Origin of the sequence: Myxococcus sp. CA039A, assembly GCF_013336645.1 — a bacterium.
GTDB classification, from domain to species: Bacteria; Myxococcota; Myxococcia; order Myxococcales; family Myxococcaceae; genus Myxococcus; species Myxococcus llanfairpwllgwyngyllgogerychwyrndrobwllllantysiliogogogochensis.
This window is the reverse complement of the sequence record NZ_JABUMQ010000304.1, coordinates 1-14,078: the sequence shown is the minus strand read 5'-3', so window position 1 is coordinate 14,078 and position 14,078 is coordinate 1. Positions and strand designations below refer to the sequence as shown.

At 67.0% G+C, this 14,078-nt stretch carries 13 protein-coding genes; 10 read left to right on the top strand and 3 right to left on the bottom strand.

Going from position 1 to position 14,078, the window contains the following annotated elements; genetic code table 11:
- Positions 1-47: 47 nt before the first annotated feature.
- Together HR086_RS36785 and HR086_RS36780 are read left to right on the top strand one after the other, a co-directional pair.
- Positions 48-1,910, top strand: a complete 1,863-nt coding sequence (locus HR086_RS36785; protein ID WP_174467966.1) for a long-chain fatty acid--CoA ligase — start codon at positions 48-50, stop codon at positions 1,908-1,910.
- A 163-nt stretch (positions 1,911-2,073) separates the two neighbouring features.
- Positions 2,074-2,514, top strand: a complete 441-nt coding sequence (locus HR086_RS36780; RefSeq protein WP_141647681.1) for a YciI family protein — start codon at positions 2,074-2,076, stop codon at positions 2,512-2,514.
- An 81-nt stretch (positions 2,515-2,595) separates the two neighbouring features.
- On the opposite strand, the gene HR086_RS36775 is transcribed toward HR086_RS36780, so the two are convergent.
- A complete protein-coding gene (locus HR086_RS36775) occupies positions 2,596-2,847 on the bottom strand; it encodes a hypothetical protein (RefSeq protein ID WP_174464106.1) in 252 nt (83 codons plus the stop codon).
- Between the two features lie 87 nt (positions 2,848-2,934).
- On the opposite strand from HR086_RS36775, the gene HR086_RS36770 reads away from it, so the two are divergent.
- The 8 genes from HR086_RS36770 to HR086_RS36735 all read left to right on the top strand — a co-directional run bounded on the left by HR086_RS36770 (position 2,935) and on the right by HR086_RS36735 (position 12,185).
- The gene (locus HR086_RS36770; protein ID WP_174467965.1) at positions 2,935-3,690 is read left to right on the top strand and encodes a helix-turn-helix domain-containing protein; all 756 of its coding nucleotides are present in this window, start codon (positions 2,935-2,937) and stop codon (positions 3,688-3,690) included.
- Between the two features lie 47 nt (positions 3,691-3,737).
- The gene (locus tag HR086_RS36765; protein WP_141647685.1) at positions 3,738-4,619 is read left to right on the top strand and encodes a sterol desaturase family protein; all 882 of its coding nucleotides are present in this window, start codon (positions 3,738-3,740) and stop codon (positions 4,617-4,619) included.
- A 123-nt stretch (positions 4,620-4,742) separates the two neighbouring features.
- Complete coding sequence (locus HR086_RS36760) at positions 4,743-5,246, top strand: hypothetical protein (protein WP_174467964.1); 504 nt, start codon at positions 4,743-4,745, stop codon at positions 5,244-5,246.
- Positions 5,247-5,443: 197 nt separating this feature from the next.
- Positions 5,444-8,401 (top strand): PQQ-dependent sugar dehydrogenase, encoded by a 2,958-nt coding sequence (locus HR086_RS36755; RefSeq protein ID WP_373564402.1) that lies wholly within the window; start codon positions 5,444-5,446, stop codon positions 8,399-8,401.
- Positions 8,402-8,555: 154 nt separating this feature from the next.
- The gene (locus tag HR086_RS36750; protein ID WP_174467962.1) at positions 8,556-10,100 is read left to right on the top strand and encodes an arylsulfatase; all 1,545 of its coding nucleotides are present in this window, start codon (positions 8,556-8,558) and stop codon (positions 10,098-10,100) included.
- Positions 10,101-10,277: 177 nt separating this feature from the next.
- Positions 10,278-10,472 (top strand): hypothetical protein, encoded by a 195-nt coding sequence (locus HR086_RS36745; protein WP_174464111.1) that lies wholly within the window; start codon positions 10,278-10,280, stop codon positions 10,470-10,472.
- Complete coding sequence (locus HR086_RS36740) at positions 10,469-11,467, top strand: NADP-dependent oxidoreductase (RefSeq protein ID WP_174464112.1); 999 nt, start codon at positions 10,469-10,471, stop codon at positions 11,465-11,467. The genes HR086_RS36745 and HR086_RS36740 overlap by 4 nt, the downstream gene beginning before the upstream one ends.
- A gap of 148 nt (positions 11,468-11,615) precedes the next feature.
- Positions 11,616-12,185, top strand: a complete 570-nt coding sequence (locus HR086_RS36735) for a TetR/AcrR family transcriptional regulator (RefSeq protein WP_174464113.1) — start codon at positions 11,616-11,618, stop codon at positions 12,183-12,185.
- Positions 12,186-12,443: 258 nt separating this feature from the next.
- Here HR086_RS36735 and HR086_RS36730 read toward each other — a convergent pair whose 3' ends face one another.
- Both HR086_RS36730 and HR086_RS36725 read right to left on the bottom strand, forming a co-directional pair.
- Positions 12,444-13,217 (bottom strand): LytTR family DNA-binding domain-containing protein, encoded by a 774-nt coding sequence (locus tag HR086_RS36730; RefSeq protein ID WP_141647690.1) that lies wholly within the window; start codon positions 13,215-13,217, stop codon positions 12,444-12,446.
- Positions 13,214-14,078, bottom strand: an 865-nt coding sequence (locus HR086_RS36725; RefSeq protein ID WP_174467961.1) for a sensor histidine kinase, incomplete at its 5' end; no start/stop codon positions are given. The genes HR086_RS36730 and HR086_RS36725, both read right to left, overlap by 4 nt.

Below are 14,078 nucleotides of genomic sequence, written 5' to 3'. Positions count from 1 at the left end.
CTACCCCGCCCGTCCCGATGACTCTTCGTTCGAACAGAGGTGGCCTCATGGCCCACGAACACCCGTCCCTCTCCCAGATGATTCTCGACCGGGCGCGAACGTCGCCGCAGTGCGTCGCATTCCGTGTACGCCGGGGCGAGGCCTATGTCGACGTCCCCTGGTCGGAGTTGCCAGCGCGCATCGAAGCCATCGCGGCGGGGTTGTTGAGCGCCGGTCAGGTGGATGATGGCGCGTGCATCACCATCGTCGGAAACACCACGATGGAGTCGTGTCTCGTCGACTTCGCCGCCCTGAGCGTCGGTCTCAAGACGGTGCCCGTCTACGCGAGCCTGTTGCCCGAAGAGGTGGGCTACATGCACGTGGACACCGCGGCACAGCTCATCGTCGTGGACGACGGGAGTCAGCTCGACAAGGTGCGAGCCTTTCGCAAGGGCTTCACGTTCTTCGACAGGCGCTACTCGCCGGACGAACTCGGTGCCCGAGCGAAGGTGGTGGTCCTCCATCCGGCCGGGCTTGCTCCCGCGGATGATTGGGAGAGCCTGGAGAGCCTGGAGGCCCGGGGTCGCGCCCGACGCGCGGCGCTGGAGGGTGAGATGCGCCGACGAGCGTCGCTGATTCGACGCGAGCACGTCGCGACCTTCACCTATACCTCGGGAACCACCGGAGCCCCGAAGGCGGTGATTCAAACCCACGACAACATGTTGGCGATGCTCGAAGACGTCGCGGACGCGGGGCTGTTGGATGACAACGTGCTCAAGCACGGCTTGTTTCTATTCCTCCCCGCCGCGCACTCCTTCGGACGCATGGTGGAGTTCGCGGGTCCGTTCTTCGGCGCGCCGCTGGTCATGTCGTCGGTGCCCACGCTGGCAGCGGACCTTGTCGCCGCGCGCCCGGGGTTCTTCCCGGCGGCGCCCCGTGTCTTCGAGAAGATGATGGCGAAGGTCACCAGCGCCATCGAGAGCGAGCACGGCCTGCGACGATGGCTTCTGGAATGGGCCCTGCGCGTGGGTCATCAAGTCGCGACCCAGGGCGCCGCCGGCAAGCCGCTGCCGGTGTTGCTCGCGGCTCAGCGGAGATTGGCGGAACGCCTCGTGTTGGCGAAGCTGCGCGCACGGCTGGGGTTGGACAACGCCTCCGTTCTCCTCTCGGGAGCCGCCGCGCTTCGCGTCGATGTGCAGATGTTCTTTCTCTCCCTGGGGCTGACCGTCCTGGAAGCCTACGGACTGACGGAGACGTGCCCTGGGTTGACGGTCAATCGCAAGGAGGACGTGCGTCCAGGGACCGTTGGAAGGCCGTTCAAGCGATGCGAGCTCAAGCTGGGGTCGGATGGTGAGCTCCTGGCTCGCGGGCCGAACATCTCCCGGGGGTACTTGAATCGTCCGGATGCAACGGGTGATGCCTTCGATGATGAAGGGTGGTTCCGGACGGGAGATCTCGGCTCCATCGATGCGGAGGGCTTCGTTCGGATTACCGGGCGGAAGAAGGAGCTGATCAAGACGAGCGGTGGCAAATACGTCGCGCCGCTGAAAATCGAGGCCCAGCTCAAGCGAAACCCGCTCGTCCAGGAGGCCGTCGTCATGGGTGAGGGGCGGAATTACTGTACGGCCTTGTTCGCGCTCGACACGGAGATCCTCGCCGTGGTGGCTCGACGCGAGGGCATTCCGGCGGACCCCACGCACCCGCGAATCACCAGCGTCCTGCAGACCCTGGTCGCGGAGACGAACTCGAACCTGGCGTCCTTCGAGCGCATCAAGACGTTCCGCGTGTCGCCCGGTCCGTTCACGGTGGACGGTGACGAGCTCACGGCGTCGCTGAAGGTCAAGCGCCACGCCGTCGCACGGAAATACGCGGCGTTGATTGAGTCGATGTACGAGGCGGGGCCTTCCCAGATTCCGGTCGCTGCATCCTGAGGAGGCCGAGGACGCGTCAAGGACCGGGACGCGCGACTCACCCGCAACCATTTGGAATCACATGGCTTTCGAAAAAATCGTGGGCCATGTCGATCTGCCGCGCGGAGACTCGTCGCCAGGTTGAAGGGCGGGAACACTCCTGCCTTCGAACCAGGAGACGAACATGCGCGTGATGGTGGTCGTGAAGGCGAGCCCGAATTCCGAGAAGGGCATCATGCCGAAGGAAGAGATGCTCGCGGCGATGGGCCAGTACAACGAGGAACTGGTGAAGGCGGGAATCATGCTCGCCGGCGAAGGCCTCCACCCCAGCAGCAAGGGCAAGCGGCTGGTCTTCCAGGACGGCAAGAAGCCAAGCGTCGTCGATGGCCCCTTCACCGAGACCAAGGAGCTGATTGCCGGCTACTGGCTGTGGCAGGTGCGGTCGATGGAGGAGGCGGTCGAGTGGGCGCGCCGCTGCCCGAACCCGATGCCGGGTGAGGAGGGCGTGCTCGAGATTCGTCCGGTGTTCGAGGCGGAGGACTTCGGACAGGAGTTCACGCCCGAGCTGCGCGCGCAGGAGGATCGCCTCCGCGAGGAGCTGGAGCGAAAGCAGCAGGGGAAGTAGCCCCACCCCCTCGGCGAGCAGGAGTCCGTCACCTGCTGGTGGCGCCGCGCGCCCACCACGAGGAGACCGCCACCTGGAGCGTCATCTACAGATGCTCCGTGGCGGAGGTTTCGTGAGGTCCCAGGTGTCATAGCCGGGCGGCTTGGGAAGGGTCGTGAAGGACAGCGGGATGTCGAGCTCCCTCCCAGGCTCGTACTGCACGAACCCGTCGCGGTAGCGGCGGAGGAGGAAGAGCTGGTGGCTCATGAGGAGCGGGCCAGACTCGTCCAGGGGGATGCCATCCACGTCATAGAGCCGGGGCGCGTCCTTGGGACAGCAGATGTCGTGGCGCACTCCATTCCCTGGCCAGGGAGGAACGCGGAGCTCCAGTCCTGGTAGAAGACGGGCGTGCCGCGAGAGAAGAGATGGCTCGGCCATGCGATGGTAGGCCCGCGATGGCTGGCGTACTGGGGAACCATTGGCCCCACCCAGGAGCATGCGCATCACGCGTTCCAGCTCATCCGCGCCACCGAAGAACCGCTCCCACTCGTGGATGCGCAGGGGTGCCGCACGGAGGGACAGGTGGCCGTCATTCCTCCGGACACCCCCCATCGCATCGAGCGAGGGACAGCGCGTGCGTTGCTCGTCTTCGTGGACCCGGACGACCGGAGAGGTCGCGGGTTGCGGCGGCTCGAGGTGGGCGAGTCCTCCGCGGCGTGGATTCAGACGGGGACGCCACTGCTTCGCGTCCCCCTCCCCACCGAGTCGGTGCGCGCGGAAGACTGGACGCGACTCGTGGAGGCGCTGCTGGCTCAGCTCGTGGGCGAGGAGACCTCTCCCGGTCCGGTACACCCGGCCATCAAGCGCCTCATTGAACTTCTCCCGAGCCGCATCGAGGCGGGCGATGTGAGCCAGAGCGCGCTTGCACGGGAGGTAGGACTGTCCGCCAGCCGGTTGGGACATCTCTTCTCCACCAGCGTGGGCATCCCGTTGCGTCCCTACATCCTCTGGCTTCGCCTCCGCCGGGCCACCGAAGCCTTCCAAGGCGGCGCCACCCTCACGCAGGCAGCCCACGTCGCGGGCTTCACGGACAGCTCACACCTCAGCAACACATTCCACCGCATGTTCGGACTGGCCCCCTCGGAGATCGCGCGGGGCATCGGGTGGGTGAGCGAGCCGCTCGCGCCCATCAAGTAGCCAGTTCTTCCAAGTCAGCGGAGGTGCGGCGATGCCACCCTCCTCCCATGCTGACAACTCCCCTCGAAGCCTCTTCAACATCCCCGGCGCGCCAGGCGCTCCGCGTGGGCTACCCGCTCTTCATGCTCCTGGGTGTCAATGGCGCGGCCCTGGCCCTGGCCCACGGCGGTGCCTCGAAGGCGTGGCTTGGCGGCCTCCTCCTGGCAGCCATTGGAGCCTCCTTCCTGGCGGAGCGCGCCATCCCCTACGAGCCCGACTGGAATCGTTCTCATGGAGACGTCGGTCGAGACCTCCTCCACTTCCTCGTCAACGAAGCCTCCAATGTCCTGGCCGTGCTCGCGCTGCCCTTTCTTTCAGGCTGGGTGCGTCTGCACGACGCGTGGCCTCATGCGTGGCCGTTCGTCCTCCAGGTCCTCTTCGCCGTGCTCGTCTTCGACTTCGGCGTCACCTTGACGCACTGGCTGAGCCACCGCGTGCCGGCGCTCTGGAGATTCCACGCCGTGCATCACTCCGTGAAGCGCTTCTACGGCTTCAACGGGCTGATGAAGCATCCGCTCCACCAGGCATTGGAGCTGACGGTGGGCGTGGCGCCACTGCTGCTCATCGGGCTTCCTTCGAGCGTCGCGACAGCGCTCGCCGCACTCACGGTCGTGCAGCTCCTGATGCAGCACTCGAACGCGGATTACACGGTGGGGCGGCTGAAGTACGTGCTGGCCCTCAATGCGGGACACCGCTTCCACCACCTCAAGTGGGGAGGCGTCGGCGACGTCAACTTCGGACTGTTCACCCATCTCTGGGACACCCTGTTGGGCACGTGGTTCTACACACCCGAGCGGCGGTTCTCCTCGGACGACCTCGGCATCGCCAAGGAACCGGACTTCCCTGTGGGCTATCGGGCACAGCTCCTCAAGCCCTTCCAGGGCAAGTGAGCACCCCGCGGGTGCGTTCAGCACCGCGGCTCGCGCGGCGGCAAGGGCAGTCGCCGTTTCGAACAGCATGGTGGGTTAGCATGTCCAGCCGAGCGCGAGGCAATGCTCGACTTGAGAGGGAATATGACGCGAGCCATGTGGAGCATGCTGCTGGGAGGAAGCTGTGCGCTGCTGGGGGCCTGTGGTGACGAGCCGGGCGCCGAAAAGGATGCGAAGGCAACCCAGTACGCCATCCAGGTGCATGTCCCCCTGGCGACAGACCCCTGCGGCGTCGTGACGGCGACTGCATCCGTGATGGGGCCGGTTCGCAACATCGCCCCCGTGCCCATCGAGGTGGTGAACGACGCCATTCAGGGGGCCATCATGGATGTCCCCGTGGGGCGGCAGCATCAGGTGTTCGTGAAGGCATATACCGACAGCGGCCTGGAAGCGTACTCGGGCGTCTCGACCGTGGACGTCAATGAAGCAGGGGCTGGGTTCGGAGGCGCGAGCATCTTCATGTTCAGCCGCGGTGAAAACTGCCCGGCTGGAGGTACGGAGGGCATCCGCATCATCGGCAGCCTGGAATCGGTCGTCGTCGATTCGTCAGGCAGCCCGTTGGCGCCAGCCCCCCAATTCATTCCCTGACATGAATGGAAGCGGCGCACCCGCACCTCCGCCCGTTCACCTACCCTCGAACTTTATGCCTGTCAGTCGCTCTGGGCCCCATGCCACTCCCGGCAAACAGTCTTTCAATGTAAATCAGGACAGCACCATCAACGTTCGCGCAGCCCCAGGGGCCGCGTGAGGCTGTTCAACCGGGAGAGGTCGCGATGCCATCACAGGTGAGAACGAGTGTAGGAGCGTGGTGCCCCAGGCCGCTCTTCGTCGTGTGGGCGGTCTTCTCCCTCGTCGTGGGCTGCTCGATGCCGTCGACGCCGGAGCCCTCAGAGCTGGCGAGCGCTCGCGCGGGCGCGGTCATTCAAGACGCCAACTTCGCCGACTCCGTCTTCGTCAGTGGCCTCCAGGGGCCCACCACCATGACCTTCGCGCCCGACGGGCGCCTGTTCGTCTCGGAGAAGAACGGCTCGCTGCGCATCGTCCAGAACGGCCAGCTCCTGGCGACTCCGTTCCTGACGCTCGCCGTGGACACCGGCAACGAGCGGGGACTGATGGGCGTCGCGTTCGACCCCAACTTCGAAAACAACCATTACCTGTATGTCTATTACACGTCGGTCGCCGGCAGCATTCACAATCGCGTCAGCCGCTTCACCGCCAACGGCAATGTGGCGGTTGCCGGAAGTGAGCTGGTGCTCGCCGACCTTCCGACGCTCGACGCCGCCAACCACAACGGCGGGGCGGTTCGCTTCGGACTCGACGGCAAGCTCTACGTTTCGGTCGGCGAAAACGCGGTCTCCTCCAACTCGCAGAGCCTGAACACGCCGCTTGGAAAGCTGCTGCGGTTCAACTCGGACGGGAGCATTCCCACGGACAATCCGTTCTATGCGACGGCCACCGGGCTCGCCAAGGCGACCTGGGCGATGGGGCTGCGCAATCCCTTCACCTTCGACGTCCAGCCCGGCACCGGGACGCTGTTCATCAACGACGTGGGCGAAGGCGGCTGGGAAGAAATCAACCGCGGTCAGGCCGGTGCCAACTATGGCTGGCCGATGACGGAAGGCTATTTCACCAACCGCCCGGGGCTCACACAGCCGTTCTTCGCGTACCCGCATGGCTCCGGCACGGCCTCGGGCAACTGCATCGCGGGCGGAGCCTTCTACAACCCACCGGTTTCCGCGTTCCCCAGCGCGTACGTCGGCCAATACTTCTTCGCGGACTACACCAACAATTGGATATCGCGCATCGACCCGAACACCGGCGCGAATTCGCTGTTCGCGACGGCCGTCTCGGGGCCCGTGGACCTCGATGTCGGGCCCGACGGCGCGCTCTACTATCTGGCGCGCGGCACGGGCCAGGTGGGTCGCATCGCCTACACGGCTTCGCTGCCGCCGAGCATCGCGCAGCCACCGGAGAGCACTTTGGTCTCGGTCGGCGGTCCGGCGACCTTCACTGTGTCCGCGAGCGGCGAGCCACCTCTCACCTATCAGTGGCAGCGCAACGGCGGGAACATCGCCGGCGCGACCTCGACGAGCTACGTGCTGAACGCCGCGCAGCTCGCCGACAGCGGCGCGCGCTTCCGGGTGGTCGTGACCAACGGGCTCGGTTCAATCACCAGCGCCGAGGCGGTGCTGACGGTGACGTCCAACAAGCCGCCGGTGGCCACCATCGCGACTCCGGCCGCGGGCGCGACCTATATCGCGGCCACCCCCATGGTGTTCTCCGGCTCGGCGAGCGACCTGGAGGATGGCGCGCTGCCGCCGAGCGCGATGACCTGGAACATCACCTTCCATCACGATACCCACACGCATCCCGCCATGGCCGATACGACCGGCATCGCGAGCGGGAGCTGGCCCATCCCCAGCATCGGCGAGAGCTCCGCCAACGTCTGGTATCGCCTGCGGCTCACGGTGCGCGACTCGATTGGCCTCACCCACACGACGTATCGCGACGTCCACCCCGTCACGGTGCCGCTCCAGGTGACCAGCGTGCCAGGGGGGCTGCAGGTGCTGATGGACGGGCGGCCGTTCGCGGCGCCGCACGCCACGACCGGCGTGGTCGGCGTCGTCCGCTCGGTGGGCGTGGACTCGCCGCAGTACGCGAACGGACGATTCTGGGCGTTCTCGTCATGGTCGGACGGCGGCGCGCAATCACACACCTTCACCACGCCTGGGAGCGCCGCCACCTACACGGCCACGTTCGTCGAGACCTCGGGCGGGAGCTGCTACCAGATTCAAAGCGAGCGCTCCGACAAGTGGCTCATCGTCGACACCGCCGGCAAGGTCGTCGCCGGCAGCGCGACGCAAGCAGGCGGGCAGATCTTCCAGCTCGTTCCAACCGGCACCCGGTACAAGCTCAAGGGCTCGGGCGACGCGTTCCTGGCGGTGGTGACGAACCAGCTCGCGATGAGCGCCAACTTCTCCAGCGGAGAGTCGTTCACGCAGCTCCCCTGCGGCTATGGCGGGCGCAATCGTGTCGGCTTCCAGGCCTCGGCGGGGAGCGCGCCCCATTGGAAGGAGACCACGCCGGACGGGCCCATCCAGAGCGGTGACGGCGGCAATGGCGGCGCCTGCAACGCGGGCGATGGCGGCGCCTGGGAGGGCTTCTACCTGGAACCGGTGACCTGCCCGGATGGCAGCAGCGGACCCGTGTGCGGCAACGGCACCGTCGAGAGCGGTGAGCAATGCGACGACGGCAACACCCAGTCGGGCGATGGCTGCGATGCGGCGTGCCGCACCGAGACCAGCGGCGGCGCGGGTTGCTTCCGCATCCAGAGCGAGCGCAGCGACAAGTGGCTCACCGTCGACGGCGCTGGAAAGGTGGCCGCCCTCGGCACGACGCAGGCCAGTGGCGAAGTCTTCGAACTCGTCACGAGCGGCGCGAAATACAAGCTCAAGGGAGCCAGCGGCGCGTTCCTGGCGGTGGTCACGGACCAGCTCACCGCCAGCGCCACGCTCACCACGGCAGAGCCGTTCACTCGCCACGACTGCGGCATCCACGGCGGCCGCAATCGATATGGCTTCGAGGCGTCGACAGGCACCGCGCGCAACTGGAAGGAAGTCACCACGGGCGCTCCCATCCAGAGTGGCAATGGCGGCAACGGGGGCATCTGCAATCCCACCGACGGTGGCTCGTGGGAAGCCTTCTACCTCGAGCCCGCGACCTGCCCCGCGGCGCTACGCTGAAGTGTCGACGACATGAACGAACGCAGGGCCATGCGGAGCCCCGAGGGGAGCAGCCACAGCGAGCATCTGACCGTCACCAGCTTTGCCTCCTCCCCCTGCCCCCTCACCTTCATGACGTCCAGGAGCCAGTCGCCCACGGCGCGGGGGAGACGTCATGAAGAAGAAGAAGAAACCGAACATTCTCGTCATCTGGGGAGACGACATCGGGTGGTTCAATCCCAGTTGCTACCACCAAGGGGCGATGGGCTACCGCACCCCGAACATCGACCGCATCGCGAAGGAGGGCGCGCGCTTCACCGACTGGTATGGACAGCAGAGCTGTACGGCGGGCCGCGCGGCCTTCATCACCGGTCAGTCCCCCATTCGCACGGGCCTCACCAAGGTGGGGCTGCCCGGCGCGAAGCTGGGGCTCCAGGCCGAGGACCCGACCATCGCGGACCTCCTCAAGCCGCAGGGCTACGCCACCGGCCAGTTCGGCAAGAACCACCTGGGCGACCGCGACGAGTACCTGCCCACGATGCACGGCTTCGACGAGTTCTTCGGCAACCTCTACCACCTCAACGCGGAGGAGGAGCCGGAGAACTCGGACTACCCCAAGGACCCGGGCTTCCGTCAGCGCTACGGGCCGCGCGGCGTGCTGCACTGCTTCGCCAACCCCGACGGCACTCAGCGCATCGAGGACACGGGGCCGCTGACGAAGAAGCGCATGGAGACGGTGGACGAGGAGTTCGTGGAAGCCACGCTGGGCTTCATTGACCGGGCCCATGCGGACGACAAGCCCTTCTTCATCTGGTTCAACTCCACGCGCATGCACGTCTTCACGCACCTGAAGAAGGAGTCCCAGGGCGTCACCGGGTTGGGGCTCTACCCGGATGGCATGGTGGAGCATGACGGGCACGTCGGCAGGCTGCTCGACAAGCTGGACCAGCTCGGCATCGCTGACGACACCCTCGTCATCTATTCGACCGACAACGGCGCGGAGGTGATGAGCTGGCCGGATGGCGGCAGCACCCCGTTCCGCGGCGAGAAGGACACCAACTGGGAAGGTGGCTGGCGAGTCCCCTGCGTCATCCGCTGGCCGGGGGTCATCGAGCCGGGGACCGTGTCGAACGAGATGTTCTCGCACACCGACCTGCTGCCCACGCTGCTCGCGGCGGCTGGCGAGGGCGACATCGTCAAGAAGCTGGAGCGCGGCCACACGGCTGGCGGCAAGACGTTCAACGTCCATATCGACGGCTACAACCTGCTGCCCTTCCTCAAGGGCGAGGTGAAGGAGAACCCGCGTCGCGGCTTCTTCTACTGGAGCGACGACGGGGACCTGATGGCGCTGCGCGTTGGCGCCTGGAAGGTTGTCTTCATGGAGCAGCGAGCCCACGGTTTGAGCGTCTGGCGAGAGCCGCTCGCGGAGCTGCGCATCCCGAAGCTCTTCAACCTCCGGAGCGACCCCTTCGAACGGGCCGACACCGACGCCTCCATGTACTACGACCGCTGGTTCGCCGAGCGCGGGTTCGCCCTGGTTCCCGCGCAAGAGATTGTCGGCGAGTTCCTGAAGACCTTCGAGCGGTTCCCGCCCCGTCAGCGCCCCGCGAGCTTCAGCATCGACCAGGCACTGGAGCGCGCCCGAGACAAACACGAGAGGCTCGCCGTCGCGGCACCCTCCGACGAGGCACCCGCCGCGGAGCAGCCCGCGGTCCACTGAACTCCCCGGAGTCGAAGCGGTCGATGGCCTGAGCGCTCGCGCGGAACCGCATCGCGGCTCCATGAAAGAGGGGCACGAGCCCGCACAGCGGGAACTCGACGCGCATCCCTTGCGTCGCTCTTCATGGCAGTATACGCATACTGCCATGAAGAGTGAGTCCCTGAGCGGAAGGGCGTCATGAACAGCTCGATGGCACTCGTTACGGACGCCGTGTCGGGCCTCAGCGAGGCCACGTCCGCGGGCGGGCGGGTGTTCGACATGCACTCCCTCGACGTAGTGAGCGCACCATCCATCGAAACCGCTGTCGGGGTTGCCGACGTCGTCCTGGTTGCGGCAAGCGACAAGCCCTCGACGCCGGGGAGGAACCCATGAAGGCCCTTGCAATCCGCCGCTACAAGGCTCCGATGGAGCTCATGGACCTGCAGCGCCCCGCGCCGGGCCCAGGCGAGTTGCTGGTGCGTGTGCGCGCCGCCAGCGTCAATCCGCTCGACTTCAAGATGCGCGACGGCGCCGTGAAGGTGCTCCTCCACTATTCGTTTCCCCTGATCCTCGGCAACGACCTCGCCGGTGACATCGTCTCGGTCGGGCCCGGCGTCACCAGGTTCAAGGAGGGCGATGCGATCTACGCGAGGCTCGACAAGGATCGCATCGGCGCCTTCGCTGAATATGCCTTGGTCCGCGAGAGCGCGGCGGCGGCGAAACCGGCTCGCATCGACTATGTCCAAGCAGCATCGCTGCCGCTGGTGGGGCTCACTTCCTGGCAGGCGCTGATCGATATCGCCAACGTGCAAGCGGGGCAGAAGGTGCTCATCCACGCGGGCTCGGGCGGTGTCGGAACCTTCGCGATTCAACTCGGCAAACACCTTGGCGCTGAGATTACGACCACCGCGAGCCCCAAGAACCACGCGCTCGTGAAGTCGCTCGGCGCGGCGCGGGTGATTGATTACAAGACCACCCGTTTCGAAGAGGTGGTCAAAGACCAGGACGTCATCTTCGACACGCAGGGGGGTGAGACACTGCTCCGCTCGTTCAAGGCCGTGAAATCGGGCGGCGTGGTGGTGACCGTGGGCGGGCGCCCCGACGGCAGGTTTGCACGCGCATGGGGCCTCAGCCTGCCACTCGTGTGGCTCCTCGGGCTGCTGAACCGCAAGGTTGATCGCCTCGCCAGGGAAAAGAACGCGCGCTTCGAGTACTTGTTCATGCGGGCGAGCGGCGAGCAGTTGGAGAAGATTGGCGCGATGGTCGAACAAGGGGTGCTCCAACCGGTCGTGGACAAGACGTTTCCGCTGGAAGCCGCGACCGAGGCGATCTCCTACGTGGAGTCGGGCCGGGCTGTCGGCAAGGTGGTGATTCGCGTCGCGGACTGAGACCTCGAAGCCGTTTGCGCATGAGTCCAGCATGAGAGAAGCCCCGCGCTGACTCGCGCTGCATTGATGCCTGTCAGGTCCTCGGGCCCGCCGCCGCGATGCTCGTTACCCTCCGCGCCGGGAAGGCTGCTCGAGTTCGAAGGTGCCGATGCGATACGCCCCAGAACACAACGAAGTGACTCGCGAGCGAATCCTGGAAGCGGCGACGCGCCTCTTTCAAAAGCTCGGCATCGACGCCGTGGGGCTCGCGAAGGTCATGGCGGAGGCCGACCTGACCGTCGGCACGTTCTACACACACTTCAAGTCGAAGGGGGCGCTGGTCCGAGAGGCCCTGGCCCGGTCGCTTCAGGCCCGGCATGAAGTGCTCGTTCGCGCGCTTCGCGATGGCGACGTGGAGACTGCGGTTCGCGCCTACCTGAGCCCCGAGCACCGCGATGCGCCGGAGGGGGGCTGCCCCGTCGCGGCGCTGGCGCCAGAGATAGCGCGGCAGGCTCGCGCGACACGCGTCGCACTCACGTCCCATCTTGAGCCCAGCCTCGATGACATCGCCAGATGCCTCTGGATACAACGTGGCAAGAAGGCGAGTCGCGCGGACGCCGCCGCATTCTTCGGGCTCCTGGTCGGCACGTTGCAGCTCGCACGCGCAACCCCGGCCCCCGCTGAATCAGACGCCATACTCGAGTCGGGTGTGCGCGCCGCGCTCCGGCTTGCTGAGTAGCGTTCTGCGCCGCGGACGCGGCCCCCCTTCTCGGGGCGTCTCCGCCGTTACCTTGAAAGCGGTGGCTCCTACGGGACGTATTCGAGGCGCTGGACGGGATGCTCTTCGAAGTCGAAGCGGTCGCGGTCCTGCGTACCTGACCGCTCGCACGGAACCGAAGTGCGGCTCAATCACCGTTTGGTGTCCCCTCACCGGCGCGCTGGGGGATGCCCCAGGGCCGGTCTCGCGCACTGGAGTGCCCCTCCAGGGCTTGCTGCCTCATGGACGGCCAGCGGGACTCCGGGTGCCACCCAACCGCTCACGGAGTTCGCGCAGCCGGTCGCGCGCCACGGAGAGCACCGTCCCGTCCTTCAGGTGCACACGCGCGTCGCCGTAGCCCCCCAGGACCTCCACAATCGCATCGAGATGGACGAGCGTGGCGCGGTGGATGCGCAGCCAGCGCGTCGGGTCGAGTCGGCGTTCGAGCTCCGCGAGCGACATGTCCACCACATCGGTGCGCCCGGCACGCGCCACGTAGACGAGCCGGTCCTCGGCATACAGGTGCGTGGCGTCCGCGAGTTCCACCACACGCACGCGGGTGCCCGTCCTGGAGGTGAGCCGCGACAGCGGCGTGGGGGGCTGGAGTGCCGCTTCCAGCGCACGCAGCCGCTCCTGCGCGAGCATGGGGTGCATGCGCGCGAGCTTGTCCAGCGCACGCGTGAGGCCTCGCGCGTCCACCGGCTTGAGCAGATAGTCCACGGAACTCACCTCGAAGGCCTGCAGCGCGTACGTGTCGAAGGCGGTGGTGAACACCACGGGCGGCGGCATGGGGAGCGCCCGCACCAGCTCGAAGCCGCTCATGCCCGGCATCGATACATCCACGAAGAGGGCGTCCGGGGGCTCGGCGCGCAGTGCCTCCGCGGCCTCCACCGGGTCGGTGTACGTGGACACCACCGTCACACGCCCCGTTTCCTCGAGCATGCGAGCGAGGCGCCGCAGCGCGAGCGGCTCGTCATCCACCAGCACGGCGCGAAGGAGCCCTGGTGCACTCATGCGGCCTCCGTGCGTGGAAGCCACACCCGCACGCACGCGCCGACACCGCCCTCGCCCCGCGCAATGGACAGGCCCGCGTCCTCCGCCCCGTAGGAGGACACCAGTCGCCGCGTCAGCATGTCGAGCCCGTGCCCTGGAGGCGGCGGCCCTTCGATACCAGGGCCGTCGTCCCGCACCTCCAGGTACACGCGGCAGGCATCCGCGCGCACCGACACCCGGACCTCGCCACCCTCGCGCCTCGGGGACACGGCGTACTTCACGGCGTTCTCCACCAGCGTCTGCACCGCGAAGGGAGGCACCGCGAACCTTTCGAGGCCCGGCTGCACGTCGAGCGAGCAGCGCAGCCGCGCGCCCAGTCGCACCCGCTCGAGTTCCAGATAGTCGGACACCAGGTCCAGCTCGCGCAGCAGCGGGACATGGCGCCCCGCCCCCGCATCCAGCGAGGAGCGCAGCACGGACGCCAGTCGCTCCACCATGGCCTCCGCGGCGCGCGGGTCCTCGCGCACCAGCGTGGCGATGGAATTGAGGGTGTTGAAGAGGAAGTGTGGCTGCAGGCGCGCGGACAGCGAGTCGAAGCGCGCCTCGGCCTCCAGCCACTCGGCACGCTCGCGCAGCGCCTCCGCCTCGCGCACGCGCGCATCCCGCCCGTGGATGCGGCCCGCCATTCGGGAATACACGAACGTGCACACCCCCGCGGGCAGGCTCAGCACCAGGCCGATGCCACCGTCGACGAACAGATGCTGCCGGAGCTCCGAGGTGGGAAAGGCGCCCAGGCCCGCGAGCGTCACCGTCGCCACCGTCATCATCACGGCCGTGATGACCGCGCACGCGGCCAGGCACTTGAGCAGGGCGGGCACGGGC